The sequence below is a fragment of the Rhizobium sp. Root1334 genome, from assembly GCF_001426665.1.
GTDB lineage: Bacteria > Pseudomonadota > Alphaproteobacteria > Rhizobiales > Rhizobiaceae > Pararhizobium.
Genome location: NZ_LMEY01000001.1, coordinates 1,320,191 through 1,335,144, shown reverse-complemented (window position 1 = coordinate 1,335,144; position 14,954 = coordinate 1,320,191). Strand labels below are relative to the sequence as shown.

Genomic DNA, 14,954 nt, shown 5'->3' with positions numbered 1-14,954 from the left:
TGGGATATCGTTGAACAGTAACCGGCAACCATTAATGTCTGATTAACCTATTTTCGTGGTCGTTATATTAGGATGGTGTCAACCTTCGACGCCGGCGCCGGGACGCCCCACGCGGCTGCGGTCGTGGGTTGAGGCTGCCGGATAGCAGGATCAGCTGTGCGCGAAAATGTCGGTTTCCTCCCAGCCCATCAAATCGAGCTTGGAGCGTGTCGGCAGGAAGGCGAAGCAGGCGTCTGCATGTTCGGCGCGGCCATCGCGGATCAGGCGTGCCGTCAGCTTGTCGCGCAGGGCATGCAGATGCAGCACGTCGGATGCGGCATATTCCAGCTGTGCCTGCGAAAGTTTTTCGGCGGCCCAGTCGGACGACTGCTGCTGCTTGGAAATGTCAACCTCAAGCAGTTCCTTCAGATTGTCCTTCAGGCCGTGCCGGTCGGTGTAGGTCCGGGTCAGCCGCGAGGCGATCTTGGTGCAGAACACCGGCGTCGTGGTGACGCCGAACGTATGGAACAACACGGCGATATCGAAGCGGCCGAAGTGGAAGATCTTCTGGCGGGACGGGTCTTCCAGCATGGCCACAAGATTCGGTGCCTGCGTCTGGCCCTTGGCGATCCGGATGACGTCGGCGGAACCGTCGCCAGGCGAAAGCTGCACGACGCAGAGCCGGTCGCGACGCGGGATGAGGCCGAGCGTTTCTGTATCGATGGCGATCGCGCCCTTGTAGCGGGCGGCGTCTTCAACTGAAATGTCGCCTTCGTGAAGCCGTATTGTATTTGCCATGGAAAACCCCACATCAGCCGGACAAGGTGCAGCACTTTGGTTCAGGTCGTTGGCTATAGCGTAACTTCTCTGGAAACGATACCGTCTCCTCACGCCCGCAGGAGACCTATGGCGCTCATCGGGCATCGGTTGGAATGGTGATGTTGACCCTGCAGACTGTTTTTCTCTCCGCCTCGCTGCTTCTGTCCGGCATCCCGGCTATCGCTGCGCCACTGTCCACAGCGCCGGTGCAGCTTGCTCAGGTCTATACCGATCTGCCCGGTGTGAAGACGCCGGAGGAGGCTTTCGATGCCAAGCGGATCTACTGTGAGCAGACCGTCATCAAGCGCGATGGCTACCCCACTTTCGCGCCACGCTACAGGACCGTCAACAATTGCCGCCAGGGCGACGGTCCGGTGTTCCAGTCTCCCGGCACGCCCCGCTCGATCGAACGCCAGCTGCGCGGCCTTGATTATTAGGCAGGCCTCCTGTCCAGCCGCCTTGCAAATTGACCGTTGATCAATACAACTTCGGCCAAGAGGAATGCCGGGCCTTTCCCATGCCTGGCGAGGGAGATGCTATCATGCCTGAAACGCAACGGCCCCTGGCCATCTGCGCGCCGGAACCGCGCACGCTTGATCTGATCTTTACGCCTGCAGCGCTGGAGCAGCTGAAAGCCAAGTACCGCATCATCGAAGCTGATCCCGAAGATATCGCCGGACTGGGTGACGATGTTCTCGGCGAAGCCCGCTATATTATCGGTCAGCCGCCGCTCAGCGCCGAAACGCTGGAGCGCATGCCAAATCTTCGTTGCATTCTCAATGTCGAGAGCAACCTGATCAACAACATGCCCTATGAGCTGCTGTTTGCCCGCGGCATCCATGTGGTGACGACGGGGCAGGTGTTTGCCGAGCCGGTCGCCGAGATGGGGCTTGCCATGGCGCTGAATATTGCCCGCGGCATTGTCGATGCCGACGTGGATTTCCGCGAAGGCCGTGAACTCTGGGGTGGCGAAGGCAATGCAAAGGCGCGGCTCTTGTCTGGCGCCGATGTCGGCATTATCGGCTTCGGCGATCTTGGCAAGGCGTTGAACCGCGTGCTCTCCGGGTTCCGCACCAATACCCGCGTCTACGATCCCTGGATGCCCGCCTCGATCCTCATCGACAACGGCGTCATGCCGTCGAGCCTTGAGGATGTGCTGACAAAGAGCGATTTCATTTTCGTCGTTGCGGCGGTCACCAGCGAGAACCAGCATTTCCTCGGCGCTAAGGCTTTTGCGAGCATGCGGCCGGGTGCTGCCTTCATCCTGCTGAGCCGCGCCAATGTTGTCGACTTCGACGCGCTGATGGCGGCGGTTGCAAGCGGCCATATCGTGGCGGCGAGCGATGTCTATCCCGACGAGCCTTTGCCGCTTGACCATCCCGTCCGCAGCCTCAAAGGCTTCCTGCGCTCCGCCCACCGGGCAGGCGCGCTCGACAGCGCCTTCAAGAAGATGGGCGACATGGTGCTGGAGGACATGGACCTGATGGATCGCAACCTGCCGCCGATGCGCTGCAAGCGGGCGGAGCGCGAGACGGTCTCGCGCATGCGCTCCAAGCCCGTCAGCGTCAACTGAACGTGGTGATTGCAGCCGGCAAGTCGCCCGGCGTTACGCGCCGTTGACCCGGCGCATCGCTTCGAGGATCGACCCCTTGGTTTCATGACCGGTCTTGTAGAGGCCAAGCATCACCGTGGCAGCATCGCGGCCATTGTCGCTGTCGAGCACCGTGTGGGTCTCCTCGCACCATTCTTCCAGCGCGCCGCAGACCACTTCGATATCAGTTTGATTCAAGGCCATGTCCGACAGAAACGACATCGCTTCACCCCCATCGCTCGAAACACACCTAGTTTGAAGCAACAGTCTAGAGCCGGCGCGGGCGCTGACAATTCCCAGATTTAGGGGGTGGAAACCCCGCAGTGAAGCCGGGTAATAATATGGTTTCCGAAGGGTTGCGTGTTGGGCTCAATCCGCCCGGGCGGCGGACGCTTCCACCAGAGAGGCGGCGATCGCCATGGCAAGCAGCTTGCCTTTGGCCCTCACCGTGCCGCTATCGAAATCGCGTGCCGAGAGGGCGAGGTCCATGCCCTCGCGCATCAGAATTTGTTGTGCCCTGTAAACTGCCCAGTTTTCGACGTCGTCGCGCTTCTGCATTGCGCCTGCCCCCCGGCTAAATCATTTAGCGTTGTCGTTCGGCTCTCAATTCGGCCTGGACGCAGGCACATGAGGCGAATCAGCTGAGCGCGAAGACAGAATGCGTCATTTCCTTGAAATCGAAAGCAGAATTTTTCAGCGATGACTTATTGGGGGTAGGTGTTGCCCCACATTTCACAACCTCTCTTCCAAGAGGTCGAGAACAGCGCGCCATAAAAACATCAACTCTTCGAGCGTTGCGGCCGCATCAGCCGTTTCTTTATCCCGCGGCCCCACCTTCAACGGCTTTCTGACGCTAATCGCCTCGCGATTTCCCGTTGACGCGCGCCGCGCCCGCATCCTTTTTTTCTTCCTCGAAAGCCTGCGGGAAATTCTTGCGGGCGAGAGGCACGTTCAACTTCAGCAGTGCCTCATACGAGGCCGGGTCAAAACCGCGTTCCGCCGGCAGCAATTCCCTGCCGAACAGGCGGCACAGCCGTTCGCCATCGAGATTGCCACGCTGGAACGGCGCCGTGCCGAAATATTGAAAGAGGGCTTGGACGAATTCGATATCGGCAAGTCCAACCGTCTGATCCATGGTCCGGTGCCGCGGCCAGGCGCTCAGGGGCGTAACCTTGGAATTCGCCCGGCGCAGGGTGAACTGCCACTGGGTGCCGAGCATTCCGGCTGGAAAGCCGCGATGCTTGGGCATTTCAGGGGTCTTGGCCATTGCATCATACCTCGAACACGTCTTCGAAAGCTTCCGGGAAATTCTTGCGGCCGACACGCTCGTCGATCCGTAACAAGGCTTCGTAGGACGCCGCGTCGAACGGGTCTTCGGCGGGAACCACTTCGCGGCCGAACAAGAGGTTCAACCGTCCGGCGTCCAGATTGCCGCGCTCGAACGGTTCGGTGCCAAAATGGTGCCAGAGCGCGTGCAGGAAGGCGGCATCGACCTTCTGCTCGATCGAATTGGGGCGAGCGAGGCGCTGCAGCGCCTTGAGCGGAGTTACCCCCTTCTCGTTTGCCCGCCGGATGGTGAAGTGATGACCATGGCCCGGCATGCCGGAGGGAAAGCCCCTGTGTTTTGTCATCTCGGGCCGTTTAGCCATGCTAGTCTCTCCTTACGCCTTTACAATCTTGTCCTGCGTCTTCGTATCGAAGTCGGAGGCATCGTGGCGTTCATGCAATTGTTCGGATGGATCGCCGCTCGTGCGGTTGACCATGCGGCCGCGCTTGACCGCCGGGCGGGCCGCAATTTCGGCCGTCCAGCGCTGGACGTTCTTGTAGCTCTGCACATCGAGGAAGGTGCCGGCATCGCCATAGGCCTGGCCGAGTGCCAGATTACCGTACCACGGCCAGATGGCCATGTCGGCAATCGTGTACTCGGAGCCTGCCATGAATTGGTTGTCGGCCAGATGCCGGTCGAGCACGTCGAGCTGGCGCTTCACCTCCATGGCATAGCGATCGATCGCATACTGGATGTGCATCGGCGCATAGGCATAGAAATGGCCAAAACCGCCACCGAGGAACGGGGCGGAGCCCATCTGCCAGAACAGCCAGTTGAATGTCTCGGTGCGGGTGCGCAGATCAGTGGGCAGGAATGCGCCGAATTTTTCGGCGAGATAAACCATGATCGAGGCGGATTCGAAGGTGCGCACCGGAGCGCCGCCGTCCTTTGGCGCATGGTCCATCAATGCCGGGATCTTCGAATTCGGATTGACGCCGACGAAGCCAGAACCGAACTGGTCGCCATCGCCGATCTTGATCAGCCAGGCATCATATTCCGCACCCTTGTGCCCTGCCGCCAGCAGTTCCTCGAGCATGATCGTCACCTTGACGCCATTCGGCGTGCCGAGCGAATAGAGCTGCAGCGGATGTTTTCCGACCGGCAGCACCTTGTCATGCGTCGGCCCGGCGATCGGCCGGTTGATGCTGGCAAACGCGCCGCCATTGGCCTTGTCCCAGGTCCAGACTTTCGGGACTTCGTAGCCTGCTGGAAGATTGTTGGCGGGGGATTTTTCGGTCATGGGCGTGGTCCTTAGTAAGTGAGCGGCATGTGCGGAGAGAAGAGCACTTCAAACACGTGAGAAGTGCGAGCGCACTATGATTCCTCCGAGTTCAAGGGGCGCATAATTTGCATTCGCGATAGGCTATCATTGGTATGGCTTTTGCGATGGTCGCAGCTGCGGATCTATCGGAATAGGGGCCATGCCAATGACCATTCTCAGGGGCGTTACTTCCATTGAGCCCGGCTCCACTGTTGCACATGCCGCATCGGTATTCGTGTAGGCATGCGTATTTTTTAGGGTAATTTTCGTAAATCCAGTATTGCACGCAGTTATTGCCTTTAAACTCTGGGTTTTGTAACCCATGCCGGAGAAAGCATGAGAAGCACATACATTCCTGCTCAAAGCGACCTGTTCGTCAAAGCCTGTCAGAAGCGTACTCTACGAGCTTGGGAGCCGTTCTCTGAATGCATCAGCATGAACTTCACACTTCAAAATTCAGACATTGGCGATGAGTATCCGGAATGGCGAATGCATTGGGTGTATTTAGTTTCCTGTCTTCGAATTGTTGGTCATGTGCTGGATAAAATGGACGCGAAAGTCTCGCAAAGGCATCACGAGGAAGTTCTCCGAAAATGGAATGGGTGGAAGGACAATCGCCGTGACAACTGGATATTTTGGGAGTTCATTGAGCTTGAGCGGAACAGTATACTCAAAACCTTCGAGTTCGGCGTATCGCTAGACGAAGAGGGGCTTTATTTCGAACGACTAGATGCTGACGGCATTCAATTGACCAGAGAGGCCACTTACTGGTGGCGCCAGCAACTTGAGGATCTCGAAGGAAAATTGCCATAATTAGTTTCTCACAACGGGATCGTATCGTGCTTGCGCCACAGCTGCTCTTTGCGTTTGCCCCTGAGTGAAGCAAACGCCCTTGCGATGCGGCGGCGCGACGAGTGGGGCATGATGACCTCGTCGATGAAGCCGCGTTCGGCGGCGACGAAGGGGTTGGCGAAGCGTTCCTCGTATTCCTTCGTCCGGGCGGCGATCTTGTCGGCGTCGCCAAGCTCGGAGCGGTAGAGGATTTCAGTGGCCCCTTTTGCGCCCATCACGGCGATTTCGGCGGTCGGCCAGGCATAGTTGATGTCGGCGCCGATATGTTTCGATGCCATCACGTCATAGGCGCCGCCATAGGCTTTTCGCGTGATCAAGGTCACCATCGGCACGGTTGCCTGGCTGTAGGCGAACAGAAGCTTGGCGCCATGCTTGATGACGCCGCCATATTCCTGCGCCACGCCGGGCAGGAAGCCGGGAACGTCGACCAGCGTCAGGATCGGGATCGAGAAGGCATCGCAGAAGCGGACGAAACGGGCTGCCTTGCGGGAACTGTCGATATCCAGGCAGCCGGCCAGCACCATCGGCTGGTTGGCGACGACGCCGACGCTCTCACCTTCCAGCCGGATGAAGCCGGTGATGATGTTCCTGGCAAAGGCCTCCTGCAGCTCGAAGAAATCGCCTTCATCGGCGATCGCATGAATGAGCTCCTTCATGTCGTAGGGTTTGGCCGAACTGTCGGGGATCAGCGTGTCCAGCCGGTTTTCGAGGCGGGCTGGATCGTCATGGAAGGGGCGGACCGGCGGCTTTTCGCGGTTGTTCAGCGGCAGGAAATCAAACAGCAGCCGGACCTGTTCCAGTGTTTCGATATCGTTTTCATAGGCCGCATCGGCGACCGAGGATTTCTTCGTGTGGGTGCCGGCGCCACCAAGTTCTTCAGCGGTGACGATCTCGTTGGTGACGGTTTTCACCACATCCGGTCCGGTGACGAACATGTAGGATGAGTCGCGCACCATGAAGATGAAGTCGGTCATGGCCGGCGAATAGACGGCACCACCGGCGCAGGGACCCATGATGACGGAAATCTGCGGGATGACGCCGGACGCTTCGGCATTGCGGCCGAACACTTCGGCATAACCGGCAAGCGAGGCGACGCCTTCCTGGATGCGGGCGCCGCCGGAATCGTTGAGGCCGATGACCGGCGCGCCGTTGCGCACCGCCATGTCCATGATCTTGCAAATCTTCTGGGCGTGGGTCTCGGACAACGAGCCGCCAAGCACGGTGAAATCCTGGGAAAAGACGTAAGTTTGGCGGCCGTTGATCGCCATCGCCCGCCACCTTCTGCTCGGCCATGCCGAAATCGACGGCGCGGTGGGTGACATACATGTCGTATTCTTCAAACGAGCCCTCGTCGAGCAGCACTTCGATGCGCTCGCGCGCCGTCAGCTTGCCCTTGGCATGCTGGGCATCGATGCGCTTCTGTCCGCCGCCAAGACGCGCCTCGGCGCGGCGCGCTTCCACGCTTTCGATGATAGTGCGCATGCTTCCTCCCGTCTTGCTCGTCTCCTGCTTAGCCGGAAACACGATCGAAGGAAATCTCCGATCGTGCAGGCGGGGCTTGCTTGGCCAAAAGGACGAGCCGGAGGCGGGGTGCGCTGAAGGTCTGCGTCAGGCGGGATCGGCACCCATTACCAGGCCTTCGATGTCATGCTTCTGGCTGATCGGCACCAGTTCGTCCACGACGCGGCAGACGAGGTGCTTTTTTGCCTTTTCCGGCAGTGCATCGAAATAATCCTGCGTCACCATCATGTCGTGCAGTTCGGCATGACCGGCACCGGGTGCATCGACCCCAAGCACCATGACCGGCCGGGCAATCGGCGACAGGTGTTCGGTGCCGCGGTGAACCGTCAGGGCCGAGCGGCAGGAAATGTCGCCGCGCTGCGGGAACTTGCGGGTGGCGCGGTCCTGAAAGCGGCCCCAGAGCGCCTTGTCGGGAAACATCTCGTGCTTCCAGCCGCGGCCGTCGTCATACTGCGTGCCGGGCGCTACCTCGAACGGCCCCATGTCGGGCGTGACATCGACGCCGGTCAGGTTGAAGGCGAGCGAGGTGATGCGGCGGTCCACATAGGTGTCTTCCGGCGAGGGAAAGTCGCGGTGCCATGGCTGGTATTTCGCGCCTTCGAACGGCACGTCCAGACCGATTTCGACGATCTGGTAGTCCGGACCGAGCGCTGCCTCGCACATGGCGATGACCCAGGGATGCATAATCAGATCGACGAACCCGCCAAAATCCTGCGGATGGATTTCCACATACCAGCGCCGGGGACCTCGGCCGACTGCGCCGCCGGGCCGCTGGATGGCCGACCAGAAGGCGGTCATCATATCCTGTCGCATCGCGTCGGCCCATTCGGGCGCAAAAGCGCCCTTGAGGCCGGTGATGCCGTCCTCCTTCAGAGCGTTGAGGTTGTCCTGCAGGTCAAATCGTGCCGGTGCGTTCATGATCGTTCTCCTCCGATGCTCAAGCCTAATGTAACTAATAATTATTAGTCAATATGCTTATGAGAATAAATAAGATAGGTTTCCCTCACAGCCGGGGAATGCAGTCTTGAAAAAAACCAAACATGAGAAGCCGCCGCGCCGCGTGACGATGACCGATGTTGCACGGCTGGCGGGATGCTCGCAGGCGACGGTGTCGTTCGTTCTCAACAATGCGACCGGCGTGACCATTTCGGCGGAGACACGCGGCAAGGTCATCGAGGCGGCCCGGACGCTGGGCTATGGCGCATCGTCGCTGATCCATCGGCCGGTGCTGGGCAATCTGGGGAGTGGCACCATCGGATTCCTCTGCGATCAGCTGGCGACGACGCCGGAATCGGTCAATGCGATCGAAGGCGCGCGGCAGGCCTGCTGGGACGAGGGGGCGACCATTCTGGTTGCCCAGACGATGGGCAATCCGGAGCGCGAGGAAAAGGCAGTGGAGGCGATGCTGCGCAGTGGCATCGAAGGGCTGATCTACATGACGATCTTTACCCGGCAGGTGGCGCCGCCTTCTTTTCTCGAGAACCTTCAAATCCCTGTCGTGCTTTTGAATTGCTACGCGCCGGAAAGCCGTTTCCCCAGCGTTATTCCTGATGAAACTGCCGGTGGCTTTGCTGCGACCGAGACGCTGATCCGGCTCGGCCATCGCCGCATTGCCACCATTGTCGGGGAACCGTTCATGCAAGCGGCGCAAGACCGGCTGAAGGGCTACAGGAAAGCGCTGGCCAAGGCCGGTATCGCCTATGATGCGGATCTGGTCGGCGAAGGCAACTGGTCACCGACCTCGGGTTTTGAGGCGACGCAGCGGTTTCTCGCGCTAAAGGATCGGCCGACCGCCTTCTTCTGCCAGAACGACAAGATGGCATCCGGCTGCTACAACGCGCTGCGCGACGCAGGCCTCAGGATCCCGCAGGATGTCTCGGTGATCGGCTATGACGATGACGAACTCTGCCGCCATCTGCGGCCGCAGCTCACCACCCTGATCCTGCCACACCGGGCGATGGGCGCCTGGGCGATCTCCGAGCTTGGCAAGCGCCGGACATCCGGCAAGGACGGTTATCCGCTGACCAAGATGGATTGCAACCTGATCGAACGTGATTCCCTCGCGGTCCTCCCGTAGCGGCGTTGTTGTTTATCCGGCTACGGAAGTGGTTGTTTGGCAGTCGCGTCACGCGACCTGCCGCAATGCCGGATCTGGGATTGGCACGGCGGCCATCAGGGCGCGGGTATAGGGATCGGCCGGGTTTTCGAAGACCGACCGGCGCGATCCCATTTCGACGATGCGGCCGGCGCGCATGACCGCGACATTGTGGGACATGCGCTCGATTACCGCCATGTCGTGCGAGATCAGGAGATAGGCAAGCCCCATCGTTTCCTGCAGTTCCAGCATCAGGTCGAGCACGCGGGCACGCACGGAAACGTCGAGGGCGGCCACGCTCTCGTCGGCGACGATGAGTTTCGGGCCGAGCGTCAGCGCTCGGGCGATGCAGATGCGCTGGCGCTGGCCGCCGGAAAATTCATGCGGATAGCGGCTGGCGGCATCCGGCTGCAGGCCGACCCGCCGCAGCAACTCGGCGACGCGGTCGTCGCGTTCGCCCTTGTTGGCCAGGCCGTGGATGATCAGCGGTTCGGCAATCGCGGCACCGACCGCCATGCGCGGATCAAGCGAGGCGTAAGGATCCTGAAAGATCATCTGGGCGCTGCGCCGCACCGGCCGCATCTGGCGCTGGCTGAGGCCGCCGATATTCTGGCCGTCGATGACGACATCGCCGGTAAACGGGATCAGGCCGAGCACCGCCTTGCCGGTGGTGGATTTTCCAGAGCCGCTTTCGCCGACGAGGCCGAGCGTCTGGCCAGGCAGGATATCGAAGGAGACCTCGCTGACGGCGGATGCGGGTGGCTTCTTGCCTGAAAGCCAGCCGGTTGCCTTGCCATAGGTGACGTCCAGCCCGCGCACGGTGAGCACCGGCGCGCGATCCAGCATAGGCGTCTCAGCCACCACGGGGCTGATACGCGGCGGCCCGTCTGTGCCGGCATGCGCGCCGAGCCGGGGGACGGCGGCCAGCAGGTCGCGGGTGTAGGGCTGCGTTGGTGCATTGAAGATCGGCAACGCGCCACCCTGTTCGATGATCCGGCCGCTCTGCATGATGACGACGCGGTCGGCCATCTGGGCGACGACGCCCATGTCGTGGGTGATGAGAATGATCGAGGCGCCGAATTCCCGCTTCAGCTCGTCCATCAGCTTGAGGATCTGCGCCTGGACCGTCACGTCGAGTGCCGTCGTCGGTTCGTCGGCGATCAGTACTTTCGGACGGCAGGAGAGCGCCATGGCGATCATCACGCGCTGGCGCATGCCGCCTGATAGTTCGTGCGGATATTGTTTCAGCCGTCTTGCCGGATCGGTCATATGCACGGCATCAAGCATGCGCAGCGCCACCGCATCGGCGCTGCCGCCGTCCGATCCTTGATGTTCGCGAATGGCCTCGGTCAGCTGTGCGCCTATGGTCATCACCGGATTGAGCGAGGTCATCGGCTCCTGAAACACCATGGCGACATCACCGCCGCGGACACTGCGCATCGCGCTGTTGGACAGACGCGAGAGTTCGCGGCCTTGAAGCGCGATGCTGCCGGAGGCGAACTGCAACGACGCCTTCGGCAGGAGCCCCATGATGGCCAGCGACGTCACCGATTTTCCTGAACCGCTTTCACCGGCGATGCAGAGCGTTTCCCCCAGCTTCAGATCGAAACTGACATCATCGAGAACCCGCCTGCGGCCTTCCGGCGTGCGGGCATCGACGCAGAGCTTGTCGACGGTGAGGACGGATGGGGAAACGGGGGCAGCAGATGTCACGCGAACACGATCCTTGGGAAATAGAAGGAGACGACCCAGTTGGGCATATCGACGATTTCGCTGATCCGGAGATCACCGCAGACCGAGCAGAGCATGTAGGCATCGACGGGGTTCATGCCGTGTTCGGAGCCGAGCAGGTCGATCATCCGCATCAGCGCCTCGCGGGCACCGGTCATCAGGTCCGGGCCGATGCCGGTGGTGACTTCATAGCCCATGCCATCGAGATGGCGGGTGACGGGCTCAGTGGTGGTGAAGCGTGGACTTTGCAGACGCGCATCCTTGACCAGCTCGATCGTCGCCTCAACCTCCATCTGGCTTTCGATGGCGGTGCCGCAGACTTCGCCATCGCCTTGCGCGGCGTGGGTGTCGCCGATCGAAAACAGCGCGCCGTCAACCTCGACCGGCAGATAGAGCGTCACGCCCGAGGTCAGGTCGCGGATATCGAGATTGCCACCGACGCGGCGCGGCGGCACGACGGAATGAAGGCCGGGCTCGGCTGGCGCGACGCCGATCGTTCCGGCAAAGGGCTTCAGCGGCACCTTGCCACCGGGACCGTAAAGCGACGGCGCCATGCTGTGCGGATCGTAGGACCACATATGCAGGGCCGGCTCCTTGAACTGGTCCGCGAGCAGGCCGAAGCCCGGAATGTTGGCGGTCCAGCCGACACCGGACGGAATGAAGCGGCGGATCGTCACCTTCAAGGCATCGCCGGGTTTTGCACCTTCGACATAGACCGGGCCGGTGACGGGATTGATCTTGTTGAAATCGAGTGCTGCCAAGGTTTCGAGCGTCGATCCGGCACCCAGCTGGCCGCCGGAGGAATCCAGGCATTCGAAATGGATGGTCTCACCGGGCTTGGCGACGACAGCCGGCTTGAAATCCCTGTTCCAGCCGAAATTGTGCTGGGCGCGGTGAATGGTATGGGTGCAGGCGACGCACATTGGTTGTTCTCCCTTAGAAGCGCGGCCCATCGAATCACTGACGTGCTCGCATATCGTTATTCTCGGTTGGCAGGAGCGGCATGCCCCTCTCTTCTCCCCATCGGGGAGAAGGTGGCCCAAAGGGCCGGATGAGGGGGCCAAGCACTCGTAATGTGCCGCGCCGCCCCCTCATCGCCTCGCCTTCGCTCGGCACTTCTCCCCGTTGGGGAGAAGAGGCTGCATCCTTGTGCGCCCCTGACGATTACGGCTCCGGGCAATTCACCGGAGCCGTAATCGCTGTCTTACTCGTCCTTCACGAAGATCGCGTCGTAGTTGATGACGCGGGTCGGATCGACGTAGATGTCGCCGTCACCGCCCATGCGGGGCGACTTGGCAACGACGCGGCGTTCGTTGGTGACCGGGATCCACGGCGCATCCGCCATGATATCGGTGAAGATCTTGCCCCATTCGGCCTGACGCTCGGCGGCCTTGGCCGGGTCCGACATCGAATCGGCGGCAATCGCGCGAGCATCGAGATCCTTGTTGCAATACCAGGACCAGTTCCAGCCGCCCTGAACCGCGCCGGAGCAACCAAGAATCGGGCCGTAGAAGTTGGACGGATCCGGGAAGTCGGCGATCCAGGCCATGCCGCCCGACCAGATCATCGGTGCTTCGCCCTCAGTACCGCCAGCGGCGATCACGTTGGCCTGTGCCAGGGCGCGAACCTCGGCCTTGACGCCGATCGCGGCGAGATCCTGCTGGATCGCCTGGGCGATGCGCGGCTGCGGATCGGTGTTGGTCGAGTAGAGCACGGTCTCAAAACCATCCGGGAAGCCAGCCTCGGCGAGCAGCGCCTTGGCTTTCTCGACGTCGAAGGCATAGCCGGTGAAGGTCTTGTCATAACCCGGCATCAGTGGCGGCAGCGGCTGGTTGGCGGCGGTGGCGCGGCCGTTGAGGATGCGGGTGATGCGCTCCTTGTTGATGGCCATGTTGAGGGCCTGGCGGACCTTCACATTGTCGAACGGGGCCACTTTGGTGTTGAGCGTGATATAGCCGGTGTGCAACTGCGCGCCATCGACAATGATCTCTGCACCTTCCGGCGAGTTCTTGATTTCAAGGAACTTGGCTGGCGGAACGCCGTCGCCGGCGATATCGACCTCACCCTTCTGCAGGCGCAGCAGCGCCACCAGCGGCTCCTGGCCGACTTCGACGGTGAACTTGTCGATATGCGGCATATCTTTGACGAAATAATCCGGGTTGCGCTCGAACACGAGACGCTGGCCGACGGTCCATTCCTTCAAGACGAAGGTGCCCGAACCGACCGGCTTCTTGCCGAAATCACCGGCTGCTGCTTCGACGGCTTCCTTCGGCACGACGGAGGCGAAGTTGATGGCGAGCACATGCAGGAAGGTGGCGTCGGGACGCGACAGAGTGAAGATCACGGTCGAATCATCCGGCGTTGCGATCCCTTCAAGCGTCGGCGACGTGCCGCCGCTGACGGCATCAAACCCCTTGATGGCGCCGAAGAAGCCGGCGCCGGGGCCTTGCGTCTTCGGATCGATGGCACGCTCGATCGAATATTTGACGTCGGAGGCCACCAGTTCGCGGCCGTTGGTGAATTTTACGCCCTTGCGCAGCTTGAATGTATAGGTGAGCCCGTCGGGCGAAACGGTAAAGCTCTCGGCGAGCGACGGGATCAGGTCCGGCGTGCCGGGCGTATAATCCATCAGGCGCGAATAGAGGCTCTTGATCATCGACCAGTTGACCCAGTCATAACCGACGGCCGGATCGAGCGTGGCGATATCGTCCTTGTAGGTGATGACGACATCGCCACCCTGCTTGATGGCATCCTGCGCGAAGGCAGGCAGCGGCGTGAAGGCAAGCGCCATTGCGATTGTCGAGTGTCTAAGCCAGCGTTTGAACATTTTTGAGTTCCCCTTTTTGGTTGCTGATGGTTAGCGCGCACGAATGCGCGGATCGATGAGTGGCGCGATCAGGTCGGCGACGAGATTGCCGATGACGATGGCAAGCGCCGAAACCAGCGTCACGCCCATGATGATCGGGATATCGACCTGCTGGATCGCCTGCCAGGCGAGCTGGCCGATGCCCGGCCAGCCGTAGACGGCCTCGACCACGACCACGCCGCTCATGAACTGGCCGATATCGATGCCGATCATCGCGATCACAGGGAGAAGCGCATTGGGCAGCGCATGGCGAAAGACGATCCGGACGGACGACAGCCCCTTGGCGCGGGCGGTGCGAACGTAATCCTGATTAAGCACGTCGATCATGGCCGAGCGCACCATGCGGGCGTACCAGCCGGCGCCGAGAATGCCGAGCGTGGTGGCGGGCAACACGACATGGGCAAACGTGCCGAAGCCGCTCATCGGGAACCAGGCGAGCGTGACCGCAAAGACATAGAGAAGCAGAAGGGCGGCGACGAATTGCGGTGCCGACACGCCGACGAAGGAGGCCATCATCACCAGCCGATCGACCGGGCCGCCGCGGCGGACCGCAGCGATCACGCCGAGAATGAGCCCAAGCGCAACTTCGACGAAGATACCCGCCGCCATCAGGATCAGGGTGGCCGGAAGCCGGGCCGCGATCAGCGCGCCGACATCGGTCTTCTGTGCATAGGAACGCCCGAGATTGCCCTCGGTGAGGGCCACCAGATAATTCCAGAATTGCGCAAGCAACGGCTGATCGAGGCCGAGTTCGTGGCGGATGTTGGCAACCGTCTGCGCCGTGGCACTGCGGCCGGCGATCATCCGGGCAGGATCGGCAGGCAGGGCGTAGAGCAGCAGGAAGGTGATGGCCGCGACACCGAACAGGATCAGTGCCGTCTGGACGAGCCGTCGCAGGATCAGGAAAATCAT

Annotated in this window: 15 protein-coding genes and 1 pseudogene; 4 read left to right on the top strand and 12 right to left on the bottom strand. The window is 61.1% G+C overall.

All coding sequences use genetic code 11. The features are described from left to right. Positions 1–150 precede the first annotated feature (150 nt). Positions 151–777, bottom strand: a complete 627-nt coding sequence (locus ASD36_RS06510) for a ribonuclease D (RefSeq protein ID WP_060501176.1) — start codon at positions 775–777, stop codon at positions 151–153. Between the two features lie 140 nt (positions 778–917). On the opposite strand from ASD36_RS06510, the gene ASD36_RS06505 reads away from it, so the two are divergent. After that, positions 918–1,235 (top strand): hypothetical protein, encoded by a 318-nt coding sequence (locus ASD36_RS06505; protein ID WP_156393810.1) that lies wholly within the window; start codon positions 918–920, stop codon positions 1,233–1,235. Positions 1,236–1,339: 104 nt separating this feature from the next. Then, entirely contained in the window at positions 1,340–2,371 is a 1,032-nt protein-coding gene (locus ASD36_RS06500; protein ID WP_060501172.1) for a hydroxyacid dehydrogenase, read from the top strand. A gap of 33 nt (positions 2,372–2,404) precedes the next feature. Here the strand turns inward: ASD36_RS06500 and ASD36_RS06495 are convergent, their stop codons facing one another. The 5 genes from ASD36_RS06495 to yghU form a co-directional block, all read right to left on the bottom strand. Further along, the gene (locus ASD36_RS06495) at positions 2,405–2,587 is read right to left on the bottom strand and encodes a hypothetical protein (protein WP_156393809.1); all 183 of its coding nucleotides are present in this window, start codon (positions 2,585–2,587) and stop codon (positions 2,405–2,407) included. Between the two features lie 171 nt (positions 2,588–2,758). Next, entirely contained in the window at positions 2,759–2,947 is a 189-nt protein-coding gene (locus ASD36_RS06490) for a hypothetical protein (RefSeq protein WP_060501168.1), read from the bottom strand. Between the two features lie 295 nt (positions 2,948–3,242). Continuing rightward, positions 3,243–3,656, bottom strand: a complete 414-nt coding sequence (locus ASD36_RS06485) for a hypothetical protein (RefSeq protein WP_060501166.1) — start codon at positions 3,654–3,656, stop codon at positions 3,243–3,245. Between the two features lie 4 nt (positions 3,657–3,660). Continuing rightward, the gene (locus tag ASD36_RS06480; RefSeq protein ID WP_060501164.1) at positions 3,661–4,038 is read right to left on the bottom strand and encodes a hypothetical protein; all 378 of its coding nucleotides are present in this window, start codon (positions 4,036–4,038) and stop codon (positions 3,661–3,663) included. A 12-nt stretch (positions 4,039–4,050) separates the two neighbouring features. After that, positions 4,051–4,956, bottom strand: coding sequence for a glutathione-dependent disulfide-bond oxidoreductase (gene yghU / locus ASD36_RS06475; protein WP_060512000.1), 906 nt, complete (start codon positions 4,954–4,956; stop codon positions 4,051–4,053). A gap of 357 nt (positions 4,957–5,313) precedes the next feature. On the opposite strand from yghU, the gene ASD36_RS06470 reads away from it, so the two are divergent. After that, positions 5,314–5,790, top strand: a complete 477-nt coding sequence (locus tag ASD36_RS06470) for a hypothetical protein (RefSeq protein ID WP_060501160.1) — start codon at positions 5,314–5,316, stop codon at positions 5,788–5,790. Positions 5,791–5,798: 8 nt separating this feature from the next. Here ASD36_RS06470 and ASD36_RS06465 read toward each other — a convergent pair. Both ASD36_RS06465 and ASD36_RS06460 read right to left on the bottom strand, forming a co-directional pair. Beyond that, positions 5,799–7,311 (bottom strand): annotated as a pseudogene (locus ASD36_RS06465) (acyl-CoA carboxylase subunit beta). 126 nt (positions 7,312–7,437) lie between these two features. Further along, complete coding sequence (locus ASD36_RS06460; RefSeq protein WP_060501156.1) at positions 7,438–8,268, bottom strand: phytanoyl-CoA dioxygenase family protein; 831 nt, start codon at positions 8,266–8,268, stop codon at positions 7,438–7,440. A 106-nt stretch (positions 8,269–8,374) separates the two neighbouring features. Here ASD36_RS06460 and ASD36_RS06455 point away from each other — a divergent pair, with 106 nt between their 5' ends. Further along, positions 8,375–9,427 carry a LacI family DNA-binding transcriptional regulator gene (locus ASD36_RS06455; protein WP_347360119.1) on the top strand — a complete coding sequence of 351 codons (1,053 nt, stop codon included), beginning with the start codon at positions 8,375–8,377 and terminating at the stop codon, positions 9,425–9,427. A 48-nt stretch (positions 9,428–9,475) separates the two neighbouring features. On the opposite strand, the gene ASD36_RS06450 is transcribed toward ASD36_RS06455, so the two are convergent. The 4 genes from ASD36_RS06450 to ASD36_RS06435 form a co-directional block, all read right to left on the bottom strand. Beyond that, positions 9,476–11,158 carry an ABC transporter ATP-binding protein gene (locus tag ASD36_RS06450; RefSeq protein ID WP_060501154.1) on the bottom strand — a complete coding sequence of 561 codons (1,683 nt, stop codon included), beginning with the start codon at positions 11,156–11,158 and terminating at the stop codon, positions 9,476–9,478. Continuing rightward, entirely contained in the window at positions 11,155–12,099 is a 945-nt protein-coding gene (locus ASD36_RS06445; protein WP_060501152.1) for an acetamidase/formamidase family protein, read from the bottom strand. The genes ASD36_RS06450 and ASD36_RS06445 overlap by 4 nt, the downstream gene beginning before the upstream one ends. 281 nt (positions 12,100–12,380) lie before the next feature. After that, entirely contained in the window at positions 12,381–14,003 is a 1,623-nt protein-coding gene (locus tag ASD36_RS06440) for an ABC transporter substrate-binding protein (RefSeq protein ID WP_060501150.1), read from the bottom strand. A gap of 30 nt (positions 14,004–14,033) precedes the next feature. Next, positions 14,034–14,954 (bottom strand): ABC transporter permease, encoded by a 921-nt coding sequence (locus tag ASD36_RS06435; protein ID WP_060501148.1) that lies wholly within the window; start codon positions 14,952–14,954, stop codon positions 14,034–14,036.